Source organism: Granulicella arctica, assembly GCF_025685605.1.
GTDB classification, from domain to species: domain Bacteria; phylum Acidobacteriota; class Terriglobia; order Terriglobales; family Acidobacteriaceae; genus Edaphobacter; species Edaphobacter arcticus.
In genome coordinates this window covers 4273379-4295426 of the sequence record NZ_JAGTUT010000001.1, presented here as the reverse complement: position 1 = coordinate 4295426, position 22048 = coordinate 4273379, and the positions used below count along the sequence as shown (strand labels likewise).

Genomic DNA, 22048 nt, shown 5'->3' with positions numbered 1-22048 from the left:
AGTCTACTTCGTTGGACTTACAACCAAGCGTTCAGACCGAAACTATATAAGCATCAGCCACTGATCCCGCTCTTTCGTCAGGATACCGGCGTACGTTTGTCGTCAAGACACTGAAAATGACGACAGCGCAAGGTTGGTCATTGTTGCTGCTTCGCTTTCATGGCGGAGGCGAGCTCACGACAGCCGGTTCGCGCGACTTAGAATGGGTCACTGCACCAGACGTTAAAAATCTTACGCTAATGGGAAGTTCCGCTCTTAGCCCTCCACGATCGGCGCCCAAGCACCCCGGCCGAGGTGTCGATTCGCGCTAAGGTCTGTTAGCGCCACTTGAGATCCGAGAGGCTGATTGCTTCCGAGAAGTCGGCTCATGGTACCGGTCACTTCAAACGTACGGAGTGCCCTTGATCGCTGCCTGCACGCCTTTCGTACCTTGATCGACCAAATTAAGAAAGGTCTTCTTCGCCTTCTCGACATCCTTGTTCGATTCGTATACGCGATAGCCCTCGTTCAGGGCTACGGTCCATGTCGCAAGTAGCATCGAGGCTGCCAGGCAGGCCGCGGGATCGAGTGGGGGACGTTGCACAGATTCCGTGAGCGCCAGTCTCAGAACATCTGACAATTCGTCGCGTATGGTCCTGGCTCGGGCCTTAAGCGCTTCGCTCCCCCGAACCGTCTCGATGAACCTCTTGCTTCCATTATCGAAAAAGCGAACGTAGGGCCGTTCTTCGGCGATGGCTCGATGCGCAAAGAGTCGCAACGCTTCCACGGGAGCAATTCCAGGGTGCTTTTTCCGCAGGGCAGTCAATACGTCATCGCGCCCTGCCTGATCGAGGTGGAAGAACATGTCCTCTTTTCGGGCGAAGTGATTGAACACGGTCATGCGGGAGACGTCAGCGGCCTCGGCAATCTCGCCCATGGTTACCTGGTCGAAGCCATGCCTGATGAAAAGACCGGTCGCGACGTCGGAGATCTTCTGCCGTGTTGCGAGCCGCTTGCGAGTCTGTCGATTCACGATGATTCAGCCCCTTCCGTTTTAGTATACACAGTCTATAACTTGACATAGTATAAGTATGAAGCGGGGTGACTTAATGGGTACAGAGCAATTTGCGGGGAACCAGATAATGAAGGGGAAACAATCGAGCGTTCTCATCGTGGGAGCCAGCTTCGCAGGGTTGGCTACGGCTTGGTGGATGCACTGCCTCGGCTATGCGGTGACTATCGTCGAAATTGCAGAAAGCCCGAAGAGGGGCGGAACTCCCGTCGATATCAGGGAAGGTGTGATTGAGGTTGTGCGGCGCATGGGCTTGCTTGACCGCATCTGCTCCCAAGGTCTTCCGCCGCGGCCCATCAAATTTCTGAGTGCCGATGGGACACCTCTCGCGCGCCTCACAAGGACAGCGGACGACCAGAACAGCGCACAGGAGGAAGGATACGAGATCGAGAGGAACGATCTCCTCGACATGCTCCTCGACAAGGTGAAGGACGACGTTGAATTCCTCTTCGGGGACAGCATTTGGGGCCTGGAGGAGACCGATGAGGGAGTCGCCGTTACGTTAACGAGCGGAACGAAGCGATCTTTTTCTCTTGTGTTTGGCTGCGATGGGATTCACTCAGTGGTTAGAAAGATCTGCTTCGGTGAAGAGTCCTTGTTCTCGCTTTTCCTGCAGCACTATGTCTCGCTCACGATCGTGAACAAACTTCTGATTGAAGAGAACACCTCGCAGATGTTTAATCTACCGGGCAGGACCGTGATGCTCAATGCTTATAACGGCAAGACGGATATCGCGTTCTCCTTCTTCTCGGATAAGGAGATCGCCTACGACCGCCGTAACGTGGAACAGCAAAAGCTAATGATCCAGCAGCATTTCGGAGGTCGAGGCTGGAGAACACCGGAACTGCTTTTCGAGATGAACACCTGCGAAAACTTCTACTTCGATAAGCTATGCCAGATCCGGATGGAATCGTGGACCAAAGGCCGTGTCGCTTTGGTGGGTGATGCAGGATATTGCCCTTCGCCCGCGGCAGGAATGGGCGGTTCCATGGCAATTCTTGGAGCTGCAGCTTTAGCCGATGCTTTTCAGATGCATCCAGATGACTTCGGGACGGCGTTCCAGAAATATGACCGGAGCCTGCGCCCCAACGTTGAGCAGATTCAACGGCAAGCGGTCGAAATCGATCTCGCCATGTTCGCTCCGAGAACAGAGGAGGAGATTAAGCAGAGGAATGCACGCTTCAACGCGCATGAAGAAGCAGTTCAATAAACCTGAGAACAGGGAATCTTTGGCGGGTAGATACGTCTTCAGAAAAGTGCCTCCCGTCAGAAACTCTTCTGAGTTGGTGCAAAATCGCCAATGTGCTCACCGACAGGCCCCTCACGCTTTGTTGTGCAAACGAACCGTTTGTGCAACGAAGACGGTCGGCTATCCGTCTGAGACGCGCACGACAGCTTCTCTGTAACCGAATCGATGGTCAGAGTCCAGATGTTGCTTGAGTCAATGGAAGAGCTGCTCGGGAGCGACCTGCAACGATCCAGCCGATGAAGGCAAATACACCAACCAGTCCCCATCTTCATTGCCGGTCAGGGTACAGCAACATGATCCGCAGCCCGCTTCCCCACAGAAACATGACGAAGGCGGTGAAGCATACTGTGATCCGGTATCTTGTTCTGCTTTCACCCGCGACCAGGTCGAGCCTTGGCATCACCCTGCGCAGCAGCGTCCACAGCGCGACTAGGAGCAGCGCTGAACCCACCAAAAAGAGTGGCCACGGGGAAAGCTCGAAGCCCTCATTAAAGCGCCCTGTGTCGCCTGTCGCTATGAATGGGCCCATAAAAATGTATGCAACCAGTTCAGTCAGGTTCGCGACCACGAACCAGTACACTGCATAGAACGTGAGCCTGCGCCAGGTGGACAGGGGCCTTTGTAGAAAGTACAACCCGAACGCCGCGAGGAGCGCATGCATCAGCAACGGAATGCCGCCAATTACAGCTTCCGCAGGATGACCGGGAGATGGGAAAAGCCGATCGTACGGCACCCCTTCATCCCAACCAAGGATCGTCAGCGGATTGCCCCAGACCACGGTAAAAGGGGGTACGTGTATACCCCAGAAACCAGGCCGCTGTGCTGTGCGCGTGTTCGTGCAGGATGACAATCACTGTCTGCGCGGCGAAGTAGAGCGCCATGGTGAGCAGCACGAATTTGACTATTTCTGGGACGGAGTCAATTGATCGCCGCATCGTGCAAGTCTATCGAATCATTTGTTTGTTTAGTCCCCACAAGCGAACTTCACGACCGTTGGTGATCCTCAGCTCGGAGCGTTAGCGTACGATTTTTGACGTTTGGTGTAGTGACCCCTATTACGGCGCAGCCCTTAATTCGTGCCTCAAATGTCGGCTCACGCAGGACAGGGTGGAGGTCCGTTCCTTCCTGTCCTGCGTGAGCCTGAGTGTCTTATGCCCTCTCTTTTCACGGTCTTGGTTATGCTCAGGAGCCTAATAAAGCTGGTACTCGCCACAAGTACCGGGGCTTCAGAACTTCATGTTCGTTAGATCGCCGATCATACCTGGTCCGCTTGGATCCCACTTCAAGGTCTTGCGCGTCCATTCGCTTGACACTGGCATGTCCAACGTTACGAAGTGAGAGAACATGCCGAAATGCTCCTCTGCCCGCTCCGGAGGGATCGAAACCACCGGTACGTTAAGGCCTTTGCCAATTGCTTCCGCAATCTCCCGTAATGACACTCCCTCTTCCTGCACAGCGTGGAATGTGGTTACGCCAGGCCCTGTCTGTTCTAAAGCCAAGCGGTAGAGCCATGCCACGTCCTTCAAGGGAGCTGCAGCCCAGCGGAACGCTCCGTCACCGACGTAAGCTGAAACCCCCTTCTCTCGCGCGATCTGAATCAGGTATATGACAAGGCCCTGCTTATAGATGTCATGTATCTGCGACATACGGAGCACTCCAACGTGCACGCCTCGCTTTGCTACCGCTCGCGCGGCTTGTTCCGGTTTGCGCGGGATCACCGGTGAATCGATTGCAGGGTCGGTCTCCATGCGCACTTGTCCCGGCTTGCCGCTAACGATGGCGACACCCGAAGTCACCAGCAGCAGCTTGCCCGGCTCGAGTACCGCGCCCATCGCTTCTATTGCACTAATTTCCTTCTGCGCATTTTCGGCTAACTTCGACAAGTCTTGGTCGAACGCCAAGTTAATAACGGCGTCCATGCTGATTGCGCCACTGCGCAAACTGTCCAGATCTTCCATATCACCGCGGTGTATTTCGGCCCCTGCTCCCGTCAGCTGCTCAGCGCCAGCTTCGCTGCGGGTCAGTCCACGCACCCTGTGGCCTGCGTTGATGAGTTCTCTTACCAATTCTTTGCCGATAAATCCTGTCGCTCCGGTTACAAATACACGCATGAACATGGCCTCCTCGACCATGACTCCATGATGGAAGCATCGGCTACCATAGTAAAGACGAGGATCTATCCTATGATAAAAACTGGCACCATGAGCGTGGAGACGGACCCCGACTGGACCCTTGGAAAGTTTCTCCAGGATCGACGGGCGAGACTCGATCCAGCTTCTTTCGGCTTCTCTTCCACCCGCCGTCGGACCCCCGGTCTGCGGCGGGAAGAAGTTGCAGAGCGTGCGAACATCAGTTCCGCTTGGTATGTTTGCCTAGAGCAAGGACGGGGAGGAGCAGCTTCGGCTGATGTTCTCGATAATCTTGCGCGCGCACTTCTGTTGACCGATGCCGAGCGCGAACATCTGTTCCTCATCGGACTGGGGAGAGCGCCGGAAAGTCGCTACAAGCGGGCCGAGGATATTGAACTTCGATTGCAACGGGTGCTGGACAAGCTCAGTCCTGCGCCGGCGTTCATTAAGACGGCAACCTGTGATGTCGTGGCTTGCAACGAGGCTGCGAAGCTCATCTGTCCCAACCTTAGACACGATGTTGCCGGAGAACGGAACACGCTGCGAATGCTCTTCGTCGATCCAGACGCTAAGACTCTGTATTACGACTGGGAAGCTGTTGCGCGATTGGCTGTCGCAGGCTTCCGCGCAGACGTGGCGAGGGCTGGTGCTGTGACTGAGGTCGCTGCAATGGTTGATGAACTGTCGCGTTTCAGTCCCGCCTTCAAAGCAATATGGCAGGACAATGCCGTGTCTAAAGTAAGTCACACCGCAAAGGACATGCAGCATCCAAGTTTGGGCAAAATGAGCTTCGAGGTCTCAAACTTCGCCGTAGACGGACGCCAGGATCTCACGATGATGGTTTTCATGCCGGCAACTGAAGAGATGGCGGAACGGATTATGCGTATGGTTGCTAGTGATGAAAGCGGTTCATACCATTCTTCGCGAATGCCACCGCCGTATAAATGAAATTCGCAAACGACTGACGCTCATTGGAAGATTGAGCTAAAGCGTGTCATCGCCGGCGTAGCCTGCGCAACAACCGCCAAGAAATCGAAGACCAAATGGGCATAGTCGCTCGCTCTATGAACGACGCGCCGTCGGAAGCATTTCTGACGATCTGCGCTTTTACACGAGCTTCAACGCTGTGCTCGCGCTTGCCAACACCTCCTTGCGTGCAAGCGGGTATCGGACTACTAATCAGCAAGGGCACCATACCCGCACCATCGAAACTCTCGAGTACACCATCGGAGCTGACGCGAAGCTGATTCGCAAGCTGCTCGCCTTTTCTAAGAAGCGAACTGTGGCCGGCTACGATTCTGCGGGATCCATCTCCAGTCAGGAACTGAACGACATCCTCGCACAACCGATGAACTTCGCCATACTGTTGGAACATGGCTGGAAAAACAATGGACTACGTCCGGTAAGCCTGCTTATGTATAGTCGGTTTATTAGCGCCGGATAGAAATGTCCTACCCGGGGGTGCGGACGAAAACTTGGACCGGCTTCTTTTTATGCTGCGAGCCCAAGGCTTTTGCGGTACTCCATAGGACTGAGTGAGCCGAGCGAGATTTTGATCCGCTTTTCGTTATACCAGCGGATGTAGGAGTCAACCAGCTCGATGAACTGGTCGATGGTTGTCGCCTGCCAGTTACGAGGATAGAACAGCTCTGTTTTCAGCCGTCCGAAGAAGCCTTCACAGGCCGCATTGTCTGGCGAGCATCCTTTGCGCGACATGGACCGGGTCAGCTTCGCATCGCTGATGCGTGAGAGCCATCCCGGCCAGCGATAGTGGGCACCGCGATCAGAGTGGACAACAGGCCGATCGTTGCTGTGGGTCACCTTCTCGATGGCTGCATCCAGCATCGCATTGACAAGCTCAGCCTCGGGATGTGTGCCTATTGTCCAGCTAACGACCAGACCGTCGAAGCAGTCGATCATTGGTGACAGATAAATCTTACCGGCCGGGATATGGAACTCAGTGATATCGGTAAGCCATTTCTCATTCGGAGCCGTCGCCTGGAAGTCGCGGTTGATAAGATTCTTCGGCGCAGGGCTGATCTCTCCCAGATAGGAGCCGTAGCGGCGACGACGCGGGGTGGAAACGGCGAGGCGCTCTTCCTTCATCAAACGCCGCACGACTTTCTCCGAAATGAAGACTTGCTGCCGCGAGAGAGCCGCTCGCATCCGGCGATAGCCATAGCAACGATGATTGAGTTCAAAGAGGCTCGTGAGGACACAGCGCAGGTCAGCGAATTTATCAGAAGCCCGCTGCCGCGCACGGTGATAAAAGTAGGAGCTGCGGGCAAGTTTTAATTCGGCAAACAGTTCTGAAAGCGCGTAGGTCTGTCTCAGGGCATCAGCCAGCAGGGTCTTCTCCTGATTGCTCAGAAGCTGCGGATCGACGCCCAGACCTTTTTTTAGCAGTTCATTCGCCTTCTTCAAAATGTCGTGTTCAAGCTGCAATCGCCGGATGTCCTGTCGAAGCAACTCGACTTGCCGCTCCAGTTCTCTCTTTTCAGGGGCTTGTGGTGAATCGTCGTGGCGCTTCATCGATGCAGGAACCTCGCGACCAAGTATCTTGTTTTTCCAGTTGTATAACGTTGGCCTGCTCACGCCTACCCTCTGAGCAACTTGCTGTGCACTCTCCCCTCGAGTGCAGAGTGCGATGACTGCCGCCTGCTTTATCTCTGAAGGGCGAGAGACGCTCCCGGCCTTGCCGGTGACGCGTCTCCTGGACTCGGGGGACAACTCATCAAGCCAGGCCGGGAGCTGTCCTTTTCCCGGATATCCCAGCGCCCTCCGCGTGAAAGCAAGACAGCGGCCGTGGTTCAAGTAGTGAGCAACTGCCATGGCCTTCTGTTCGGGTGAGTACTTCGGCTTGGAGCGCACATAGCCAGCCGGCAAATCATGACGTTGCTGGTACTCCTCATGCCAGCGCTTGAGAGCTCTTGTGGTTGGGTAACCTAACTGAAGAACAGTAGCAGCTGCCCGCTTTCCGAACGTGACGTAGAGCTCGACCGCTCGAATGCGATCTTCATACGAATACATGGACGACCTCCTGGCCAGTCCAAGTTTTCGTCCGCACCCCCCCTAGCCCGATAGAAGTGTCCCAAGTACTCTCCTAGGTCTGGCCTGGGAGACGGATGTTTATGGGATGGGTGCTGATGAGCGAACGGGACGTACGGCGCATCGAGGTTTTGACGGAAGTGCTGTCTGGCCGGCGGACGATAGCTTCGGCTGCGGTCGTGCTGGCGATCACCGCGCGGCAGGTCAACCGGCTGCTGATCCGGTTTCGAGAGGACGGTGGGGGTGGGCTGATCCATAAGGGTCGAGGTCAGTCCTCGAACCACAGCATGAGCGCTGGCGTTCGTGAGTACGTGCTCGATCTCGTCAAGTCGAAGTACGCTGACTTCGGGCCAACGTTGGCGACTGAAGTTCTGCTTGCGAAGCATGACCTCCAGGTTGGCCGCGAGACCCTGCGATCGTGGATGTTGGAGGAAGGTGTCTGGCAGTCCCGCAAGCAACGCAGAAGCTTCCACCAGCCTCGCCTTCGGCGGGAGAGCTATGGTGAGCTGATCCAGATCGACGGCAGTGACCACAGGTGGTTCGAGCAGCGTGGGGAGCCATGCACGTTACTGGTCTTCATCGACGATGCCACGAGCAAGCTGATGCAACTGCGCTTCGTGCCCAGCGAGAGCACAGACTCTTACTTCGCCGCGCTCAAGGGTTACGTGAACGAGCACGGCTGCCCTGTCGCATTTTACTCCGACAAGCACACTGTCTTCCGCGTCAACAAGCCGGATGCGAAGGGCGGCTCGGGGATGACGCAGTTCGGCCGCGCCCTGGCGGAGCTGAACATCGAGATCCTTTGTGCGAACTCAAGCCAGGCTAAGGGCCGTGTGGAACGAGCCAACCGGACGCTCCAGGATCGTCTTGTGAAGGAACTTCGGCTTGAGAACGTCTGCGACATGGACACTGGCAACGCCTTCCTGCCCGAGTTCATGAAGCACTATAACGAGAGGTTTTCACTGTCCGCGGTGAAGGCTGAGGATCTGCATCGCAAGCTGAACGTGCAGGCTCCTCGCCTGGCCGACATCCTGTGCCATCGTGAACAAACGCCATGTAGGCCAGCAGCTCAGCCTGGCCTACGATCGCAGGCAGATCATCCTGGAGCGAAGTGCTCTAGCGGATGGCTTGGCAGGTCAGTATGTCGAGATCTATGACTTCGCAGATCGGCCGCTTGAAGTGCGATGGAAGGGTCAACTGCCTCCCTATCGCATCTTCAGCAAGGATCAGCGTGTCAGTCACACGGCAATCGTCGAGAACAAGAGGTTGCGACATGCACTCGCTACGGTGAAGGCGCAGCAGGATCTCAAGCGCTTGCCCGAGATCCTGACCAACAGTGACAAGAACGGATACAAGAAACGACCGCGCCAGGTTTATGGGCCTGACCACAAAGAAAAACTCGCGGACGCGCCCGCGGTGGAAATGACGGCCTGATGGGAAGGGAGGAAAACAATAAAGCCGTTTCCCTCCCTTCCCACAGTCCTTGGAAATCGCAAGTGCAGCGATTTCACACATTCCCACCGCACCGACTACTACGAGTTATCAGAAGGACCTATACTGACATTTCTATCCGGCGCCCACAGAGACATTCCTATCGGGCGCCAACACGGTTGTCGATGTCGGGTTGAATTGACCTCCAGGTCTATTTTCCAAGAAAGAAGTCAGGCATCAATTCCATTTCCGCTTCGTTCATCTGAAGGCCGGATGCAGTCTTGCAACCCGCAGTTTGGCCAGCCTGCAAAAATGGCGTGTCACCATGCCCAGCTACAACGTAAGCTTTGGTCTTGGCCGTTCTTATGAAGGGTGTCAGAGTTATGTATCCACTTAGCATTATGTGGATACATAACTAAGTTGGTGCGGCCTGGTTTGCGAGTGTGATGTTCCATGGCAGCAGGTCGTTGATCCTGCTGATGGGATGGTCGGCGATCCGATCGAGGACATGGTGGAGATAGAGCTCGGGGTTGAGCTTGGCCGAGCCGAGCAGCGAGTAGATGGCGGCGGCCCGTTCTCCGCCGGCGTTCGACCCCGCAAAGAGATAGTTCTTCCTTCCGAGCGCGACGACGCGCAACGCGCGTTCGGCGGCGTTGTTGTCGATCTCCAGATGCCCGTCGTCGCCGCAGCGGACTGATCCGTCGAGTGCGGAGATTCAAGACGCTGAAGACCGCCTATGCGACTATCATGGGATTTAAGGTGATGCGTGCCTTACGTAAGGGCCAGGCGGCGATCTTCAACCTCACACAAGACATCCGAGGCGAGGCGCGCATCGTCGAACGCGCCTTCGGGATCGGTGCCAGTACGCTCGCCGAGGCCGTCGCAGTTATCACGGAACAGCTTGAACTCCAACCCGCCTGACGTCCAGATCAAACGCCACCCCCGGGACGCCCCCTGTTCATGCCTATTTCTTGCAACAGAGTCGTCGTGGCCGTCACCGGCAAGATAGCAATGCGGATCCCGATCCACAATCATGACGGTCAAAAAAGACTCGGCGACTGCCGAGAAACGGCGGTCGCCTATCAGCTGGAAGGTTTAGAACGAATAGCGCAATGCTAGCTGCATGGTTCTCATAGGGCGTGATGTGCCGGTCACAGCTCCGAGTGACGTGCTTGAAACTGCAATCGAGCCAGGTAAGCTAAATTGAGCGTGGTTCAGAGCATTGAATGCCTCCGCTCGGAACTGCAATTGTTGAGTTTCGGTAAGGAGGAAGCTCTTGTCGAATCCGACATCGAGATTATCGATACCTGGTTGACGAACACCGGCGCGTCCTCCCAAACCGTAGGTGAACGGTCCAGTTTGAGCGAAGCATGCTTTGTTGAAGTATGCCGTATGGCTCTTCGTAAAGTCTGTCGTAGGATCGCAAACTTTCTGCGCAAAGAGGGTTTCGTCAGTGCCCGTGTCAGCACTGTTGCTTTCAGTGATACTCACTGGCAGGCCTGACGCGAGATGATAGATTCCCGTAAATTCCCAGCCCTCGATAGCCAACCTTGACAAGGGCTGATTCGACTGCAGGAATCGCTGTCCCGGTCCGAACGGAAGCTTGTAAATGCCACTCAGAACAAAGGAGTTGGTGCGATCCCATGCTGCGGGCGCGTAATTCAGTTGCGGATTGTAGTAATCCGTTATCGGGTTGCGGTCCCCGTCGGCGAGATCCATTGACCTGGCCCAGGTATAACTTGCAAGAAGCCGCGAACCACCTTCAAAACGCCCATCAATCTTCGCTTGCAACGCGTTGCTGTTGGAACTTCCTTTGTTGTATTGACCGAAAACGTCGCCGATGTATGTGTAAGGCCGAAGGTTGAATTTTGTTGTGGTTGTTCCCGGCGCAATGGCGTTTGGTTGATTTGCATTGAGGCGAATTGACTCGTGCCGACCAATCTCGCCGGCGTATCCGACGGTGGCCAAGAACGTTTTAGCAAATTTCTGATCGATGAATAGGTTGAACTCCTGCACGTTCGTGTCGGGCATGTGCAAGGCCAGGGTTTGAGGAACCTGGCCGGCAGCCGATGGATTCGCGACAAAGACGTTTTGAATTGGTGTTGGATTGGTGATCTGGAAGGTTGGAGCTTGAGGGATAAAGTTTGGTGCATGGGCGAGGAGGAACTGAAGGAAGTTGTAGGGCGGCTGCGAGAAGTAGATTCCTGCGCCTCCGCGAACAACAGTCGAGGGAGTGGCTGCCCATGCAAAACCAACTCGAGGAGCCCAATCGTTATAGTTGGTCTGCCATGTACCCGGGATGTTTTGATTGGTGGGAAGGTCGTAGATGCTGGAGTGTCCGGAGGCGTCATTGGGAGGATTGTCAAACTGGTAGCGCAGACCAAGGTTCAGGGTCAGGCTGGGAAGGACTTTCCAGTCGTCTTGAAAGAATCCAGCGGCTTCGGTCTCGTGAAACTTTCCGGCTGTCGTTCCGGTCGCGCCAGTGGCGCCGGAGGGAAAGCCCAGGAGAAAATCGGCGAGTGAGTTTCCGGTGTTGGTCTTGCTCTGTGTGCCACCGGTAAACTGCGAGGTAAACAGTCCATTGAAGGTATAGCTACCGTTGTTCGCGATGACCCAGTTTCCGTCGAAGCGTGTGACGATCAATTCTCCGCCGAAGAATAGCGAGTGTTTGCCGATAATGTAATTGAGCTGATCGACTCCCTGGAAACGGTTCTGGATGGCACCCTGAGGAGCGTAAGGATAACCGGGGCTGATGACTGAGGTGAGATTGATATACGGCGGAGCCCATTGCTGCGGAAGAGGTGCCAGGTTCTTCAGACCGAATGCCTGATCGTAATTCTCTGCGCCCGCTCCCTGAATGGTTTCGAAGTAGTTTGAGCGGTTGTATCCAAAACGTGCGGAGTTGACGAGTCTTGATGAAAAGGTATGTGTTTCTTCTCCAAGTGCGTTGACCGATTTTCCTTCATAGATTCGTCCGAAGAGGTTCGGAACGAGCGTGGGGTTGGTGGTGGGCATGTCTGCGTAGCCGAACGCTCCGTAGACCTGGTCTTTCTGTGAGAGTGCCACGTCTACTCGACCCAAATATTCGTTGTTCGTAATCGTTTGTTTCAATGGGATTTGGTAGTTGACATTAAGCGCGGTATTCAGCGGGATGTTTGCCGCTGGAAGGTACTTGAGATACTGAACGGCAAAGGCATTGAACGCAGATGGTCCTCCAGGGATCGCATTCTTGCCGGTTTCCGTAAGATACGAGAGATTGCTTCCCGTAGTCGCGCTGTAGCTTGTCGGATCGTATAGGGTTTGCTCTCCAGTAAAGTCGCCCTGAAGCTCGGCCGCAGTCGGCACACGGTAAAGCGTTTGTGTTGTGTTCTGATCGCGCAGTCCGGAGTAATCGAAAAAGAAGAACGCACGATTCTTCCAGATTGGACCTCCGAGGTTGGCTCCGAAGAGGTTATAGCGCAATGGGGTCTTTGTCTGTGCTGATGCCGTCAAGTTGTACGACTTCGCATTCAAATCGTCGTTCTGTAGAAAATCGTATGCTGTGCCGTGGAACTTGTTCGTCCCGCTCTTCGTTGTGATGTTGATAATCCCTGGCTGACGGTAACGGGCATCAGACCCATTTGTTTGGACGTTGAGTTCGCTGATGGATTCGGCGGAGGGCAGGATGTTCGCTGTCTGTGTGAGCAGGGTGACATTCTCAACGCCATCCTGCAGATAGCCGGTCTCTTGGTCTAGGGCACCGCCTAATACGATAGAGTTGCTCGTATTACCGAAGAACTGAGCAGAAGAAGTGCTAACAGAAGGGTCGCTGCCGGGAGAGACGCCGGGCTCCACGCTTGCGAAGGCCAATGGATTGCGACCGCTTACGGGGAGTTGTTCGAGCTGGGCAGTACCGAGGATGCCGCCAACCGTATGGCTCTCGGTCTGGAGATCCAGGCCCCCTTGAGCGGAGACGTCCACTTGTTGATTAGTCCCGCCCACGGAAAGATGGAAAGACCGTTCGACTGTGCCGCCCACGGTGACATCGGCTGTTTGGGAAGTCGGCTGAAAACCCGTAACTTCAACCGTGACCTGATAGTGACCGGCAGGCAGGGATGGGATCACATAGAGACCGCCGGTGTCACTCGCGGTAGAACGTGTGACGCCGGTGTCGACATTCTTTACAACGACTTTGGCACCCGGCACAACCGCTCCCGAGGGGTCAGTGATCGATCCGGCTACGCGGCCCAAGTCGACTTGAGCGCTGAGTTGTGAGCAGATGAGAAACACGAAGAGAAGGAGAAAGAAGACGGATTCTAATCGGAATCCGAAGGTCATCCGTCCCGGGACGGCTTCTAGCCTCTGGGTACGTTTCGTGCAGTACAAAATTGCGTGCATAACTGATCTCCTAAGGTTCCGAAAGATTTCCGGTAGCTCGAGGGTGCGGGATATCGCGTCATGTGAGGAAGTCAGCGCGAGGTGAGCGCCCCTCCGGAAAATGAGGGATTTACAAAGGTGAGCAGTTGCGATCACCGTATTATGTCCTTTATAATCAATATTATGGACGCTTTCCCGACTCGGTGACAATACGGTTAATATTTGCGAAACACCGGCGTAGTAGGGTCTAAGTGATACCAAATTCGTGCGTCAGTGGTGCCTTGAGGGTGGAGAATGATAAGCGCAGAGGAGCACTCGGAAAAGTCGGTTGGGGCTGCGCGACCAGTGCCGGTGTCCACCGCACAGACAGTTGACCGCGGACTTGTGTCCTCGCAACTCAAACGGATCATTTCAAGTCCGGAGTTTTTTCGGTCCGAGAGGATGTCATCATTCCTGACGGAGGTCGTCCAGGCGACTCTCGCTCACGAAAAGGCTAGGCTAACAGAGCGAAGTATCGGCGAGACTGTGTTCGGGAAGGAGCACGGATGGGACCCTCGCGCCGACACGATTGTTCGCAGTGAAGCGCGCCGTCTCCGTCGAAAGCTTCGGGAGTTCTATGCGGGAACTGGGGCAGACTCCACCGTCTTGATCGATCTTCCTCTTGGGAGCTATGTGGCGACGTTCGCTTCGATTGCGACGCCACAACGCGAGGAACCTTTGCAAAGGGCCGTTGAACCGGAGCCTCTAACGACACGGCCACCGACTTCCCTGCGCAAGCGGTGGCTCTTTATCGGTTTGATCGCACTCTTCGTACTAATGCTTGCGATAGGTACAGGTGTCCAGCTGTCCAGGCATCCGGCGAGTGCTGGAGCCGCTGCGTTCAGCATCGTCCCTTTCGCCAATGAAATCGGTGAAGAGTACAGCCCAGCGGTATCGCCTAACGATGACGTCATAGCCTATGTCTGGGACGGAAACATTGGAAAAGCCAACATCTACCTGAAGAATGCTGACGGCTCCCAGCGTCGGAAGCTAACGAGTGATGACGGGGAGTATTACCTGCCAGCATGGTCACCCGACGGCAAGCAACTCAGCTACCTGAGGCTCAAAGACGAAAAGCTCGATCTGATGGTGCGAGATTTGCGGAGCGGATCGGGACACTTGGTTGCTGGCATCCGCCGGGAGATGGGGAGATGGTCGTCGGATAGCGGACCGTTGCTAGGCAACATTGGTCCTGAATGGAGCAAGGACGGCAAATCGGTTTACGTAGCAGATCGGCAATTTTCCGACGGTGGCGTCGGAGGAATCTATCAGATTGATATTGAGACCGGCGCTCGAAAACAAATTACATCCGCGCCCGGCGAACAGAGGGACTTCGCTCCGCGGATGTCTCATGATGGTCACACGTTGGCATTCGTAAGATATTTCTCGCACGGTCACGGCGAATTGTTTATCGCCCCAGCCTCCGGAGGAACTCCAACTCAACTGACGAACGATGTTCGCGACATCCAAGGAATTAGCTGGAGCCGAGACGGTAGATCGATTATCTTCTGCTCGAACCGGCGATCCTTCTTCCAGTTGTGGTCAATTCCGACAGCGGGGGGAACCCCAGTCCTCTTGCCAACCAATACAACATCCGCGACAAGTCCAGTAGCTTTCCATCAATCGAACCGACTCGCATTTGTCGATGCTAGTGAAAACTGGAATGTGTGGCGGTATCCGGTACAAAAAAGATTTCTTGGGGCAGGCACGCTACTAATCTCTTCATCCGGCCGGAACCATGACGCTCGCTTTTCCCCCAATGGAAGAAGGATCGCCTTTATTTCAGACCGTTCCGGGACATTGGAGATTTGGACTGCTCTGGCGGATGGGTCGTCGGCGAAGCAACTCACCCACTTAAACGGGGCATGGGTCAATTCGATTGCGTGGTCGCCAGACGGGAGCAGAATCGCATTCGACGCTCGGCCTCATGGTCACGCAGCAATCTACGATATCCCGGTCAACGGAGGGGATATGGAAGTGATTGATGATGCCGGCGTTGAACAACGAATGCCTGGCTGGGCGTCGAGTGGAAAGTCAGTTTACTTCAATTCTGTCAAAGACGGTGCCGTGGCCATCTACCTGAAAGACCTAGTAGCAGGAACGACTGTCCGGGTGAGTGAACACGAGATGTACACGGTCGCCCAGTCGCCGGATGGAAAGGAGTTGTACTACAGCGACCGTTCCGGCCATCTCTTTGAAGCGAACCCCGACGGCACCGGTGCTCACCCGTTGAACATAACGGCATTCCCTGTGAAAAGCTGGGCTCCGACTACGCACGGACTCGTTTATTCGACTGAGGGCGCAAGCGCCGGAACCTTCAAAATCTGTGTCTTCGAGAACGGCAATGTAACGGCTCTCGGAACTCCTACGGGTCCACTGGTCACCAATGATCCCGATGTCAGTCTTTCGCCGGACGGTAAGTGGTTGCTTGTGGCTCAGCAGGATCAAATGCGCAGCGACATCAAGATCCGAATCCCTTGACACGCCGGGTGTTCCTCTAAAAACGCCACGTCGCAATTCCAGAGGGGCGCTATCGGATCGGCAATTTAGATGGGGTCATCTTCCGCACCAAAGCAGAGACCAGCTCGTACTGATCGCTCGCTAGATAGTCCACGCCATCTCGAATGGAGTCGATCCAGCGCAGACCGGCGGCATCGAGGCTCGGGAAGTTATAGCCGGCGAACCAGCCATTCGTATCCTGTTCGGTTTTGCTCGCACCGTCCAGGGTGTAGAAGCGAATCCAGAGTCCTCGGGCATGAGCCTGAGCAACAAACGATCTTAGTCGCGCATTCTTATCCGGGGTCCATGCCGTTGCGTGTGGCTGCCCTTCCGGTTCGATCACGATCCAAGAGTTGTTCCACCAGCGACGGTAATTCGATGCGTTCTCCGTCTCGATTTTGTTCGCTGGAGCTGCCAGGTCATGCACATCGCTGTGTACGGCACCGAACGTCAGCAGCTTGCCGCCTACCGGGATTTCGTCGTAGAAGACCTTCTGCTGCGCGTCCGATGGGCCGTTTAGCACGAGAATCGGACCGACGGTCAGAACTTCAACATGCGAAGCGTCGTTTGTGCGCGTCGCGCTTGTCAGCCACGCCTGATACTTAACGAGCAGCTCGTGGATCGCTCTCAGGTGCTCCGGCTCCTCCGTCTTGATGTCCAAATTGAGCGTGATGATCGGCCAGTGGGAGTGGTTCGGATTGCGCGTCGCAGTTTCTACCAGCGGACGCACACGCTCGAAGAAGTACTGCACCATCCCTGGTTCGCTGCCGTTGACTGGCTTTCCATGAGCAACGACCGAGCGTCCCGGTAGGGACGGATCAGGACGATACCAGAAGAGATCTTGCTCGATCGCTACTGGCGTTCCTCCTGCCAAGGCCCGATCAATCCGGTCACTCCACAGCCCTGCGTATGGGTAACAGTTGTGCGCATCCGGCGTGACTACCGCACCAGGCCTCGATTGAGCGATCGCATCGCCCCAGTATAACGCTGCTGTGACAAGGGCGGCACCAAACTTTAGAGCGAAACCTACTCTCATCGCTTCTCCTGAGTCCTCAGATTACAACGTTCTTGCAGAGTGGACCCATTACGTTCTGTAAAGTTAGCAGTGTGGCCGAACGGCGACCGCAAGTAAAGAACGTTACTGCCAGCAGCAGAGAACTCGCTGCTTATTCTGGCGCGGCTCGAAAGCCCAACAAGACCCTCTCGGAACAAAGCCAGAACTGCACCCTGAGCGACGCCTAGAACAGGCTTTCTTTGAGGGACTTCGCATTCATTAGATTTTCACTTAGCGATAGTAACGGTCCACGCTTGCAAGTTCTTGAAAGCACTGCATCGTGCGCAGAGAGAGGAGGATCACTCACTCTTCATCGGGCCTTATCTCACCTGTCCCTCACTTGTTTCAGGGCTACAAGGGGTGCAGGATCACAGCGTAACCTCCTCCGCTTATCACCAACCGCAGCATAACCAACCAAGGAGAATGCATGTTCCGAGATCGCTGCCTTCATCTGTCAAGAACCGTTCAGGACGCGAAGAGACTCACAATTATTCGAAGCGTCCGAGGGTCAAATAAGTCACTATCCGGTTTCTACCCCGTCTGTATGACGGTCGGTCTGCTATGCGTTGCGCTGTTTTGCCGCTCGTCCGAAGCACAAACGCGAAGCTACTCCTACAACCCTAATCATTTGGATGCTATTAGAGTCATCGAGGCGATGAAGACACCTCACTCCGATCTAACGCTCATGTCCGCTCATCGCGGCCTTCACGCAATCCCGGGAGACAATCCAAACGTCCCAGGAGTGCCCGAAAATTCGCTCGCATCTATTGCCGCTGCCGCACGGGCCGGACTCGAGGTGCTTGAGCTTGATGTTAAGCAGACATCTGATGGCCAGTTGACCTTCAGTCACGACAAGACCTGGGGCCGTCAAGCAGTATTTACAAGCGGGGGTCCTGGTTCGATATTCAATCCCTTCACCGATCCGGCAGGGCAAACCGCCTTCAACCCCCTGATAACGAGTATGACGATGGCGCAAACTCAGGCAAATCTGCTCTTGCGCGATTCTGTTTCTTTACTCTATCCCAGCAATCCGGAGCCTCCGCCGACGCTCCAAAATGTCATCAATTTCTATAACGCGAATCAAATCCAAACTGTCTTGGCATTTGACATCAAAGACGCGGCAACATTCCATCTGGTATGGAATGCGATAAATGGCAACAGCAAAACAAACCAACAACAACAGATGGACTTTCTCGGCCGTCCTTTTAGGCAGGATGTTGTATTCAAGATCAGTGGAAATCTTTATCCGACACCCCAGGCCTTCCATAACGACTTCGGAGCGGATGCTCCATACCTCAACATGTGGTGGATCTATAACACAAGCGACATCGATCCATCATCGCCGTTCGGCGGCGGTGAACAAGCTATCACCAACTCTTTAAACAGCTTCTATCAGGACACCACACTCAGCACGATCTCGGCGGAAATTACCCAGAAACAATCTGGGGGTATCCTCGATACCATGAGGACGACGAATATCGCTCAGGGAAGATCTGTTGCCGAATTTAGTCCTACCGGAGACTACTTCGACCCGAATGATCCTACGCATACTGCGCGTTTCTTCAGTTCACAAAATGGTTCTTGCTTTATTACTTACGATGGCGTTCAACAAACCTGCCAAACTCTCAACATGTTTCACTATAGTTACCCGGGTGGCACACCTGCCGACACTGCTGACACTCGCAGCGACTTGAACTTCGTGGTCGGTAAGAACTTCAACATTATCACCGCTGACTCTGCTGCGGGTTGGGCCGCTCAGCTTGCAGGTTTAGGTCTTCGCAACTTGAGTTATATGCAAGAAAATGGCTACTCTGATGGAAATAACTGTAGTGGTGTCAATGGCGCAGTTTACCCTGGCTGCAATGCTGACGGTACGACCCTATATACCCATTGCATTGCTGAAAATCAAACGTGCAACTTCGCTGGCACGCGGGTAGTCGCCTTCGGCGCGAATGGTAAATATAACTACCTGACGGTGACAAACACCACCGCATGCAGTGTTAGTGCTTTCGGGGATCCTACTCCCGGCTTGACCAAGGCTTGCTACTACAGTCCCGCTCTCGGTCTTCGGGGCAACCATTCGCAACCAGGCGTCTACTGCGCCGACGAAGGCGGAACTTGCACCTTCAACGGAGTCGCGATCGGAGCCCTTGGCTTGAGTGGAAGTTTTGCCTCGATCGCCGGCTTCCAAAACTCATTTGCCTGCAGCGTCTCGACCTTCTACACCGACCCGGCTCCAAATCACGCGAAAACCTGTTACTACCAACTGTCATCCGGAAACCTTTACGGGGGACCCGCTGGATATGTCTTGTGTGCACAAGAAAATCAAACATGCAGCTATGCAGGCCCGGGGAGAATAGCCTTCGGCGCAAATGGACATTTCAATTATCAAACGCTGAGCGGAGGCACGCCATGCAGTGCCTCTGTGTTCGGTGATCCGAATCAGGGAGTCGTCAAGGCTTGCTATTATCAATTCGACATCCCCATTCCACAATCTGCAAGCTCGGGGTCGACAGGAAGTTCCAGCGCTCCCGATTTCGGGCCAAATGTGATTGTGCTCGACCCTACGATGTCAGCCGCTTCTATCAACGCCACGTTGAACTCGCTCAATCAGGAGACACAGTTCAGTACGAATCGTCATGCGGTTCTACTGAAGCCGGGTAACTACGGAACAGCTTCCAGTCCGGTGGTCGCACAACTAGGCTTCTACGAGCAAATCTCAGGTCTAGGACAGTCGCCGACTAACGTCAGCGTGACGGGCGGTTTCGGTGCGGATCAACTGATTTCCGGCAATATGACCCAGAACTTCTGGCGCTCGCAAGAGAACATGGCTGTGAGTCCCGCGGGTGGGTTGACAGCAAACGTGTTGGATTGGGGCGTGTCTCAGGGTGCGTCTCTTCGACGAATGCTGGTCTCTGGCGGCTTATGGTTAGCGAACTCTGGAACGATCGGTTCCGCTTATCCGTGTCAGGAAGCAAGTGGAGGCTTTATTGCTGACTCGCAATTAGGCAGCGGTGGAAACGGTGTAAACGCCTGCTCTCAACAGCAGTGGTACACGCGCAATACTTACCTCGTAGGCGGTTTCAACAATTACGTGTGGAACTTTGTCTTCTCGGGTGATACCGGAATCGTGCCCGCTCAATCGTATCCAGGTGGACCAGCTGGCGCGGTTAATGTCACCAATGTCGCGACAACGCCGGTAAGCAGGGAGAAACCGTTCCTATATCTCGACATCAACAATCTGTATAACGTGTTTGTACCAACAGTCCGCACGAATTCCACTGGAACGAGTTGGGCTGGCGACGTTCTGGGCACCGGTCACTCGCTGCCAATCACCAGCTTCTATATCGCGCAGCCCTCAAGCACGATCGATGAGATTAACAGTGCTCTGGCGTCGGGTCAAAATCTCATTCTCACACCGGGCATCTACCAATACACAGACTCGATTCGCGTAGAAAACGCAGATACAGTTGTACTCGGAATGGGTTTCCCGACCATTGTTCCTCAAGCCGGAACGCCCGCCATCACTGTGGCAGACGTTGATGGCGTGCAAGTGGCGGGAGTGATGATTGACGCAGGCCCGGTGAATTCGAGCGTATTGGTGGAAGTGGGTGTGGCAGGCTCAGTAAACAACACTCACGCGGCCAATCCAACTTCGCTCAACGACGTGTTCTTCCGCATCGGAGGTTCTACGGCAGGGTCGGCAACGACGAGTCTACAGGTTGATAGCGGAAGCGTTATCCTCGATAACATCTGGGCGTGGCGCGCCGATCATGGAAATCCAGGAACAGTGGGTTGGACTGTGAACACGGCAGCTCACGGCGTGGTCGTAAATGGAAACGGCGTAACGGCATTGGGCCTTGCCGTTGAGCACTACCAGCAAGAACAGGTCCTATGGTTTGGAGACAATGGACAAACGATCTTCTACCAAAGCGAACTGCCGTATGATCCACCGAACCAAGCTGCATGGTCCAGCAGTTCGTCAGCCTATCCCTCAGCCAATGGCTCGGTGAACGGTTATCCGTCATACGTGGTATCTCCTCTGTCCGTCTGCAATCACAAGGCGTATGGTCTCGGAATTTACTCCTACTTTAATCAGAGCGTTAAAATCGTAGAAGATAACGCAATGATAGTGCCGACTTATGCGGGGATCCAAATAGCAGACGTTGGAACTGTTTTCCTCAATGGTAGCGGGCAAATTAGCAATATCATCAATGGGACAGGAGGGCCAGCAAGTAGTGCGAATGCTGCCGTGCTTGTTCCCAAGCCCTCCTATGTCGGCAGTGGTGTCTGTGAAGCGCAACCCCACTAACTAATTCATTTACGCGGCTGCACGCATCCAACAAGAGTACGGGTTCTTGCAGCCGCACTTGTCCAGTTCAGGACGTTTCACCTAAGCGGTCCGTATCATACCTGGCGATCGTCACAAGCATCATAGAAATCCAAGCTGCTCAAACAGTTTCGCGTGGCGCTTCTACGAAGCGCTAATCACCTTCTCGAAGCTAAGAACTTCCAAAGCAACGCTTGTGGGCGTTTTCCAAGGCAGCTCTTTGCCGTCTTTTTCATAGCTCAGTTCCTGCTGAGTACAATGCATGATACTGAAGATTAATTCCGCAAGAAGCTGGAAGCTGGGGGGTTCCTCGTCGCTCGACCGAAGAGCAAGGCGTTCACTCCAACCAGTTAGCATGCGCTAATTATGTGTTTCATCTTCGGGAGCTGCGTTGCCTGCTCTTAATGCGATGGGTCTAACGTCGGTGATAAGATGAACCAAGAATCTTCCGGGCTGCTCATCTGCTACAAGGTGACCGGAGTAGTCAAACCAGATGAGCTTTTTTTTCGGGGCTTTTACGTGCTGAAACCATTCTGCTGCGGCGAGGTGAGAGGTGCCGTAGTCTTGTCTTCCCTCGAAGAGGAAGAGGCGGCACTTGAACAATGTGACCTGGGTGAAGCCGACCGTCTCCAGCTGGGGTAAGAGATGGAGGATGGAGAAGGCAGAGCATTTGAAGATGTGTCGGATCTCACGCCCGACTACACCCAGCACGAGCTAGATGCAGCCAACGATGGCTGCTTGGTCAGTTCGCCCGTAGGCGATGCCTCCAAAAAACGAGACCCACTTCCGCTCGGTAGCAGTCGCTACCGGGCTTGGGCGTGGAGATTGAGCGGAAAGAACTGCAGAATAGAGAGTTGTCAGA

Annotated in this window: 12 protein-coding genes and 3 pseudogenes; 7 read left to right on the top strand and 8 right to left on the bottom strand. The window is 54.6% G+C overall.

Translation table 11 applies throughout. The features are described 5' to 3' along the window. Positions 1-382: 382 nt before the first annotated feature. Positions 383-1012: a TetR/AcrR family transcriptional regulator gene (locus OHL20_RS18215; protein WP_263384586.1), complete on the bottom strand. Its 630-nt coding sequence runs from the start codon at positions 1010-1012 to the stop codon at positions 383-385. Between the two features lie 76 nt (positions 1013-1088). Between OHL20_RS18215 and OHL20_RS18210 the strand changes: the two genes are divergently transcribed. Beyond that, the gene (locus tag OHL20_RS18210) at positions 1089-2261 is read left to right on the top strand and encodes an FAD-dependent monooxygenase (RefSeq protein ID WP_263384585.1); all 1173 of its coding nucleotides are present in this window, start codon (positions 1089-1091) and stop codon (positions 2259-2261) included. 307 nt (positions 2262-2568) lie between these two features. Here OHL20_RS18210 and OHL20_RS18205 read toward each other — a convergent pair whose 3' ends face one another. The 3 genes from OHL20_RS18205 to OHL20_RS18195 form a co-directional block, all read right to left on the bottom strand. Further along, on the bottom strand, positions 2569-3033 hold the full coding sequence (locus tag OHL20_RS18205) for a hypothetical protein (RefSeq protein WP_263384584.1): 465 nt from the start codon (positions 3031-3033) through the stop codon (positions 2569-2571). A gap of 4 nt (positions 3034-3037) precedes the next feature. Then, positions 3038-3235, bottom strand: coding sequence for a hypothetical protein (locus tag OHL20_RS18200; RefSeq protein WP_263384583.1), 198 nt, complete (start codon positions 3233-3235; stop codon positions 3038-3040). A gap of 291 nt (positions 3236-3526) precedes the next feature. After that, complete coding sequence (locus OHL20_RS18195; RefSeq protein WP_263384582.1) at positions 3527-4432, bottom strand: SDR family oxidoreductase; 906 nt, start codon at positions 4430-4432, stop codon at positions 3527-3529. 6 nt (positions 4433-4438) lie between these two features. On the opposite strand from OHL20_RS18195, the gene OHL20_RS18190 reads away from it, so the two are divergent. Next, on the top strand, positions 4439-5377 hold the full coding sequence (locus OHL20_RS18190) for a helix-turn-helix transcriptional regulator (RefSeq protein WP_263384581.1): 939 nt from the start codon (positions 4439-4441) through the stop codon (positions 5375-5377). A 178-nt stretch (positions 5378-5555) separates the two neighbouring features. Beyond that, the gene (locus OHL20_RS18185) at positions 5556-5873 is read left to right on the top strand and encodes a hypothetical protein (protein ID WP_263384580.1); all 318 of its coding nucleotides are present in this window, start codon (positions 5556-5558) and stop codon (positions 5871-5873) included. A 47-nt stretch (positions 5874-5920) separates the two neighbouring features. Here the strand turns inward: OHL20_RS18185 and OHL20_RS18180 are convergent, their stop codons facing one another. Then, on the bottom strand, positions 5921-7459 hold the full coding sequence (locus tag OHL20_RS18180; RefSeq protein WP_263384579.1) for an IS3 family transposase: 1539 nt from the start codon (positions 7457-7459) through the stop codon (positions 5921-5923). Between the two features lie 101 nt (positions 7460-7560). Here OHL20_RS18180 and OHL20_RS18175 point away from each other — a divergent pair. After that, positions 7561-8911, top strand: a pseudogene (locus OHL20_RS18175) (ISNCY family transposase). Between the two features lie 412 nt (positions 8912-9323). Here the strand turns inward: OHL20_RS18175 and OHL20_RS18170 are convergent. Then, positions 9324-9587, bottom strand: a pseudogene (locus OHL20_RS18170) (IS66 family transposase); the annotation flags it as partial. 14 nt (positions 9588-9601) lie between these two features. On the opposite strand from OHL20_RS18170, the pseudogene OHL20_RS18165 reads away from it, so the two are divergent. Then, positions 9602-9829, top strand: a pseudogene (locus tag OHL20_RS18165) (IS6 family transposase); the annotation flags it as partial. A gap of 174 nt (positions 9830-10003) precedes the next feature. On the opposite strand, the gene OHL20_RS18160 reads toward OHL20_RS18165, so the two are convergent. Continuing rightward, positions 10004-13285, bottom strand: a complete 3282-nt coding sequence (locus OHL20_RS18160; protein WP_263384578.1) for a TonB-dependent receptor — start codon at positions 13283-13285, stop codon at positions 10004-10006. Positions 13286-13705: 420 nt separating this feature from the next. Between OHL20_RS18160 and OHL20_RS18155 the strand changes: the two genes are divergently transcribed. After that, a complete protein-coding gene (locus tag OHL20_RS18155; protein WP_263384577.1) occupies positions 13706-15784 on the top strand; it encodes a hypothetical protein in 2079 nt (692 codons plus the stop codon). Between the two features lie 49 nt (positions 15785-15833). Here the strand turns inward: OHL20_RS18155 and OHL20_RS18150 are convergent, their stop codons facing one another. Then, positions 15834-16838: a PI-PLC domain-containing protein gene (locus OHL20_RS18150; protein ID WP_263384576.1), complete on the bottom strand. Its 1005-nt coding sequence runs from the start codon at positions 16836-16838 to the stop codon at positions 15834-15836. Between the two features lie 445 nt (positions 16839-17283). Between OHL20_RS18150 and OHL20_RS18145 the strand changes: the two genes are divergently transcribed. Next, positions 17284-21168, top strand: a complete 3885-nt coding sequence (locus tag OHL20_RS18145) for a glycerophosphodiester phosphodiesterase family protein (RefSeq protein WP_263384575.1) — start codon at positions 17284-17286, stop codon at positions 21166-21168. Positions 21169-22048 lie beyond the last annotated feature (880 nt).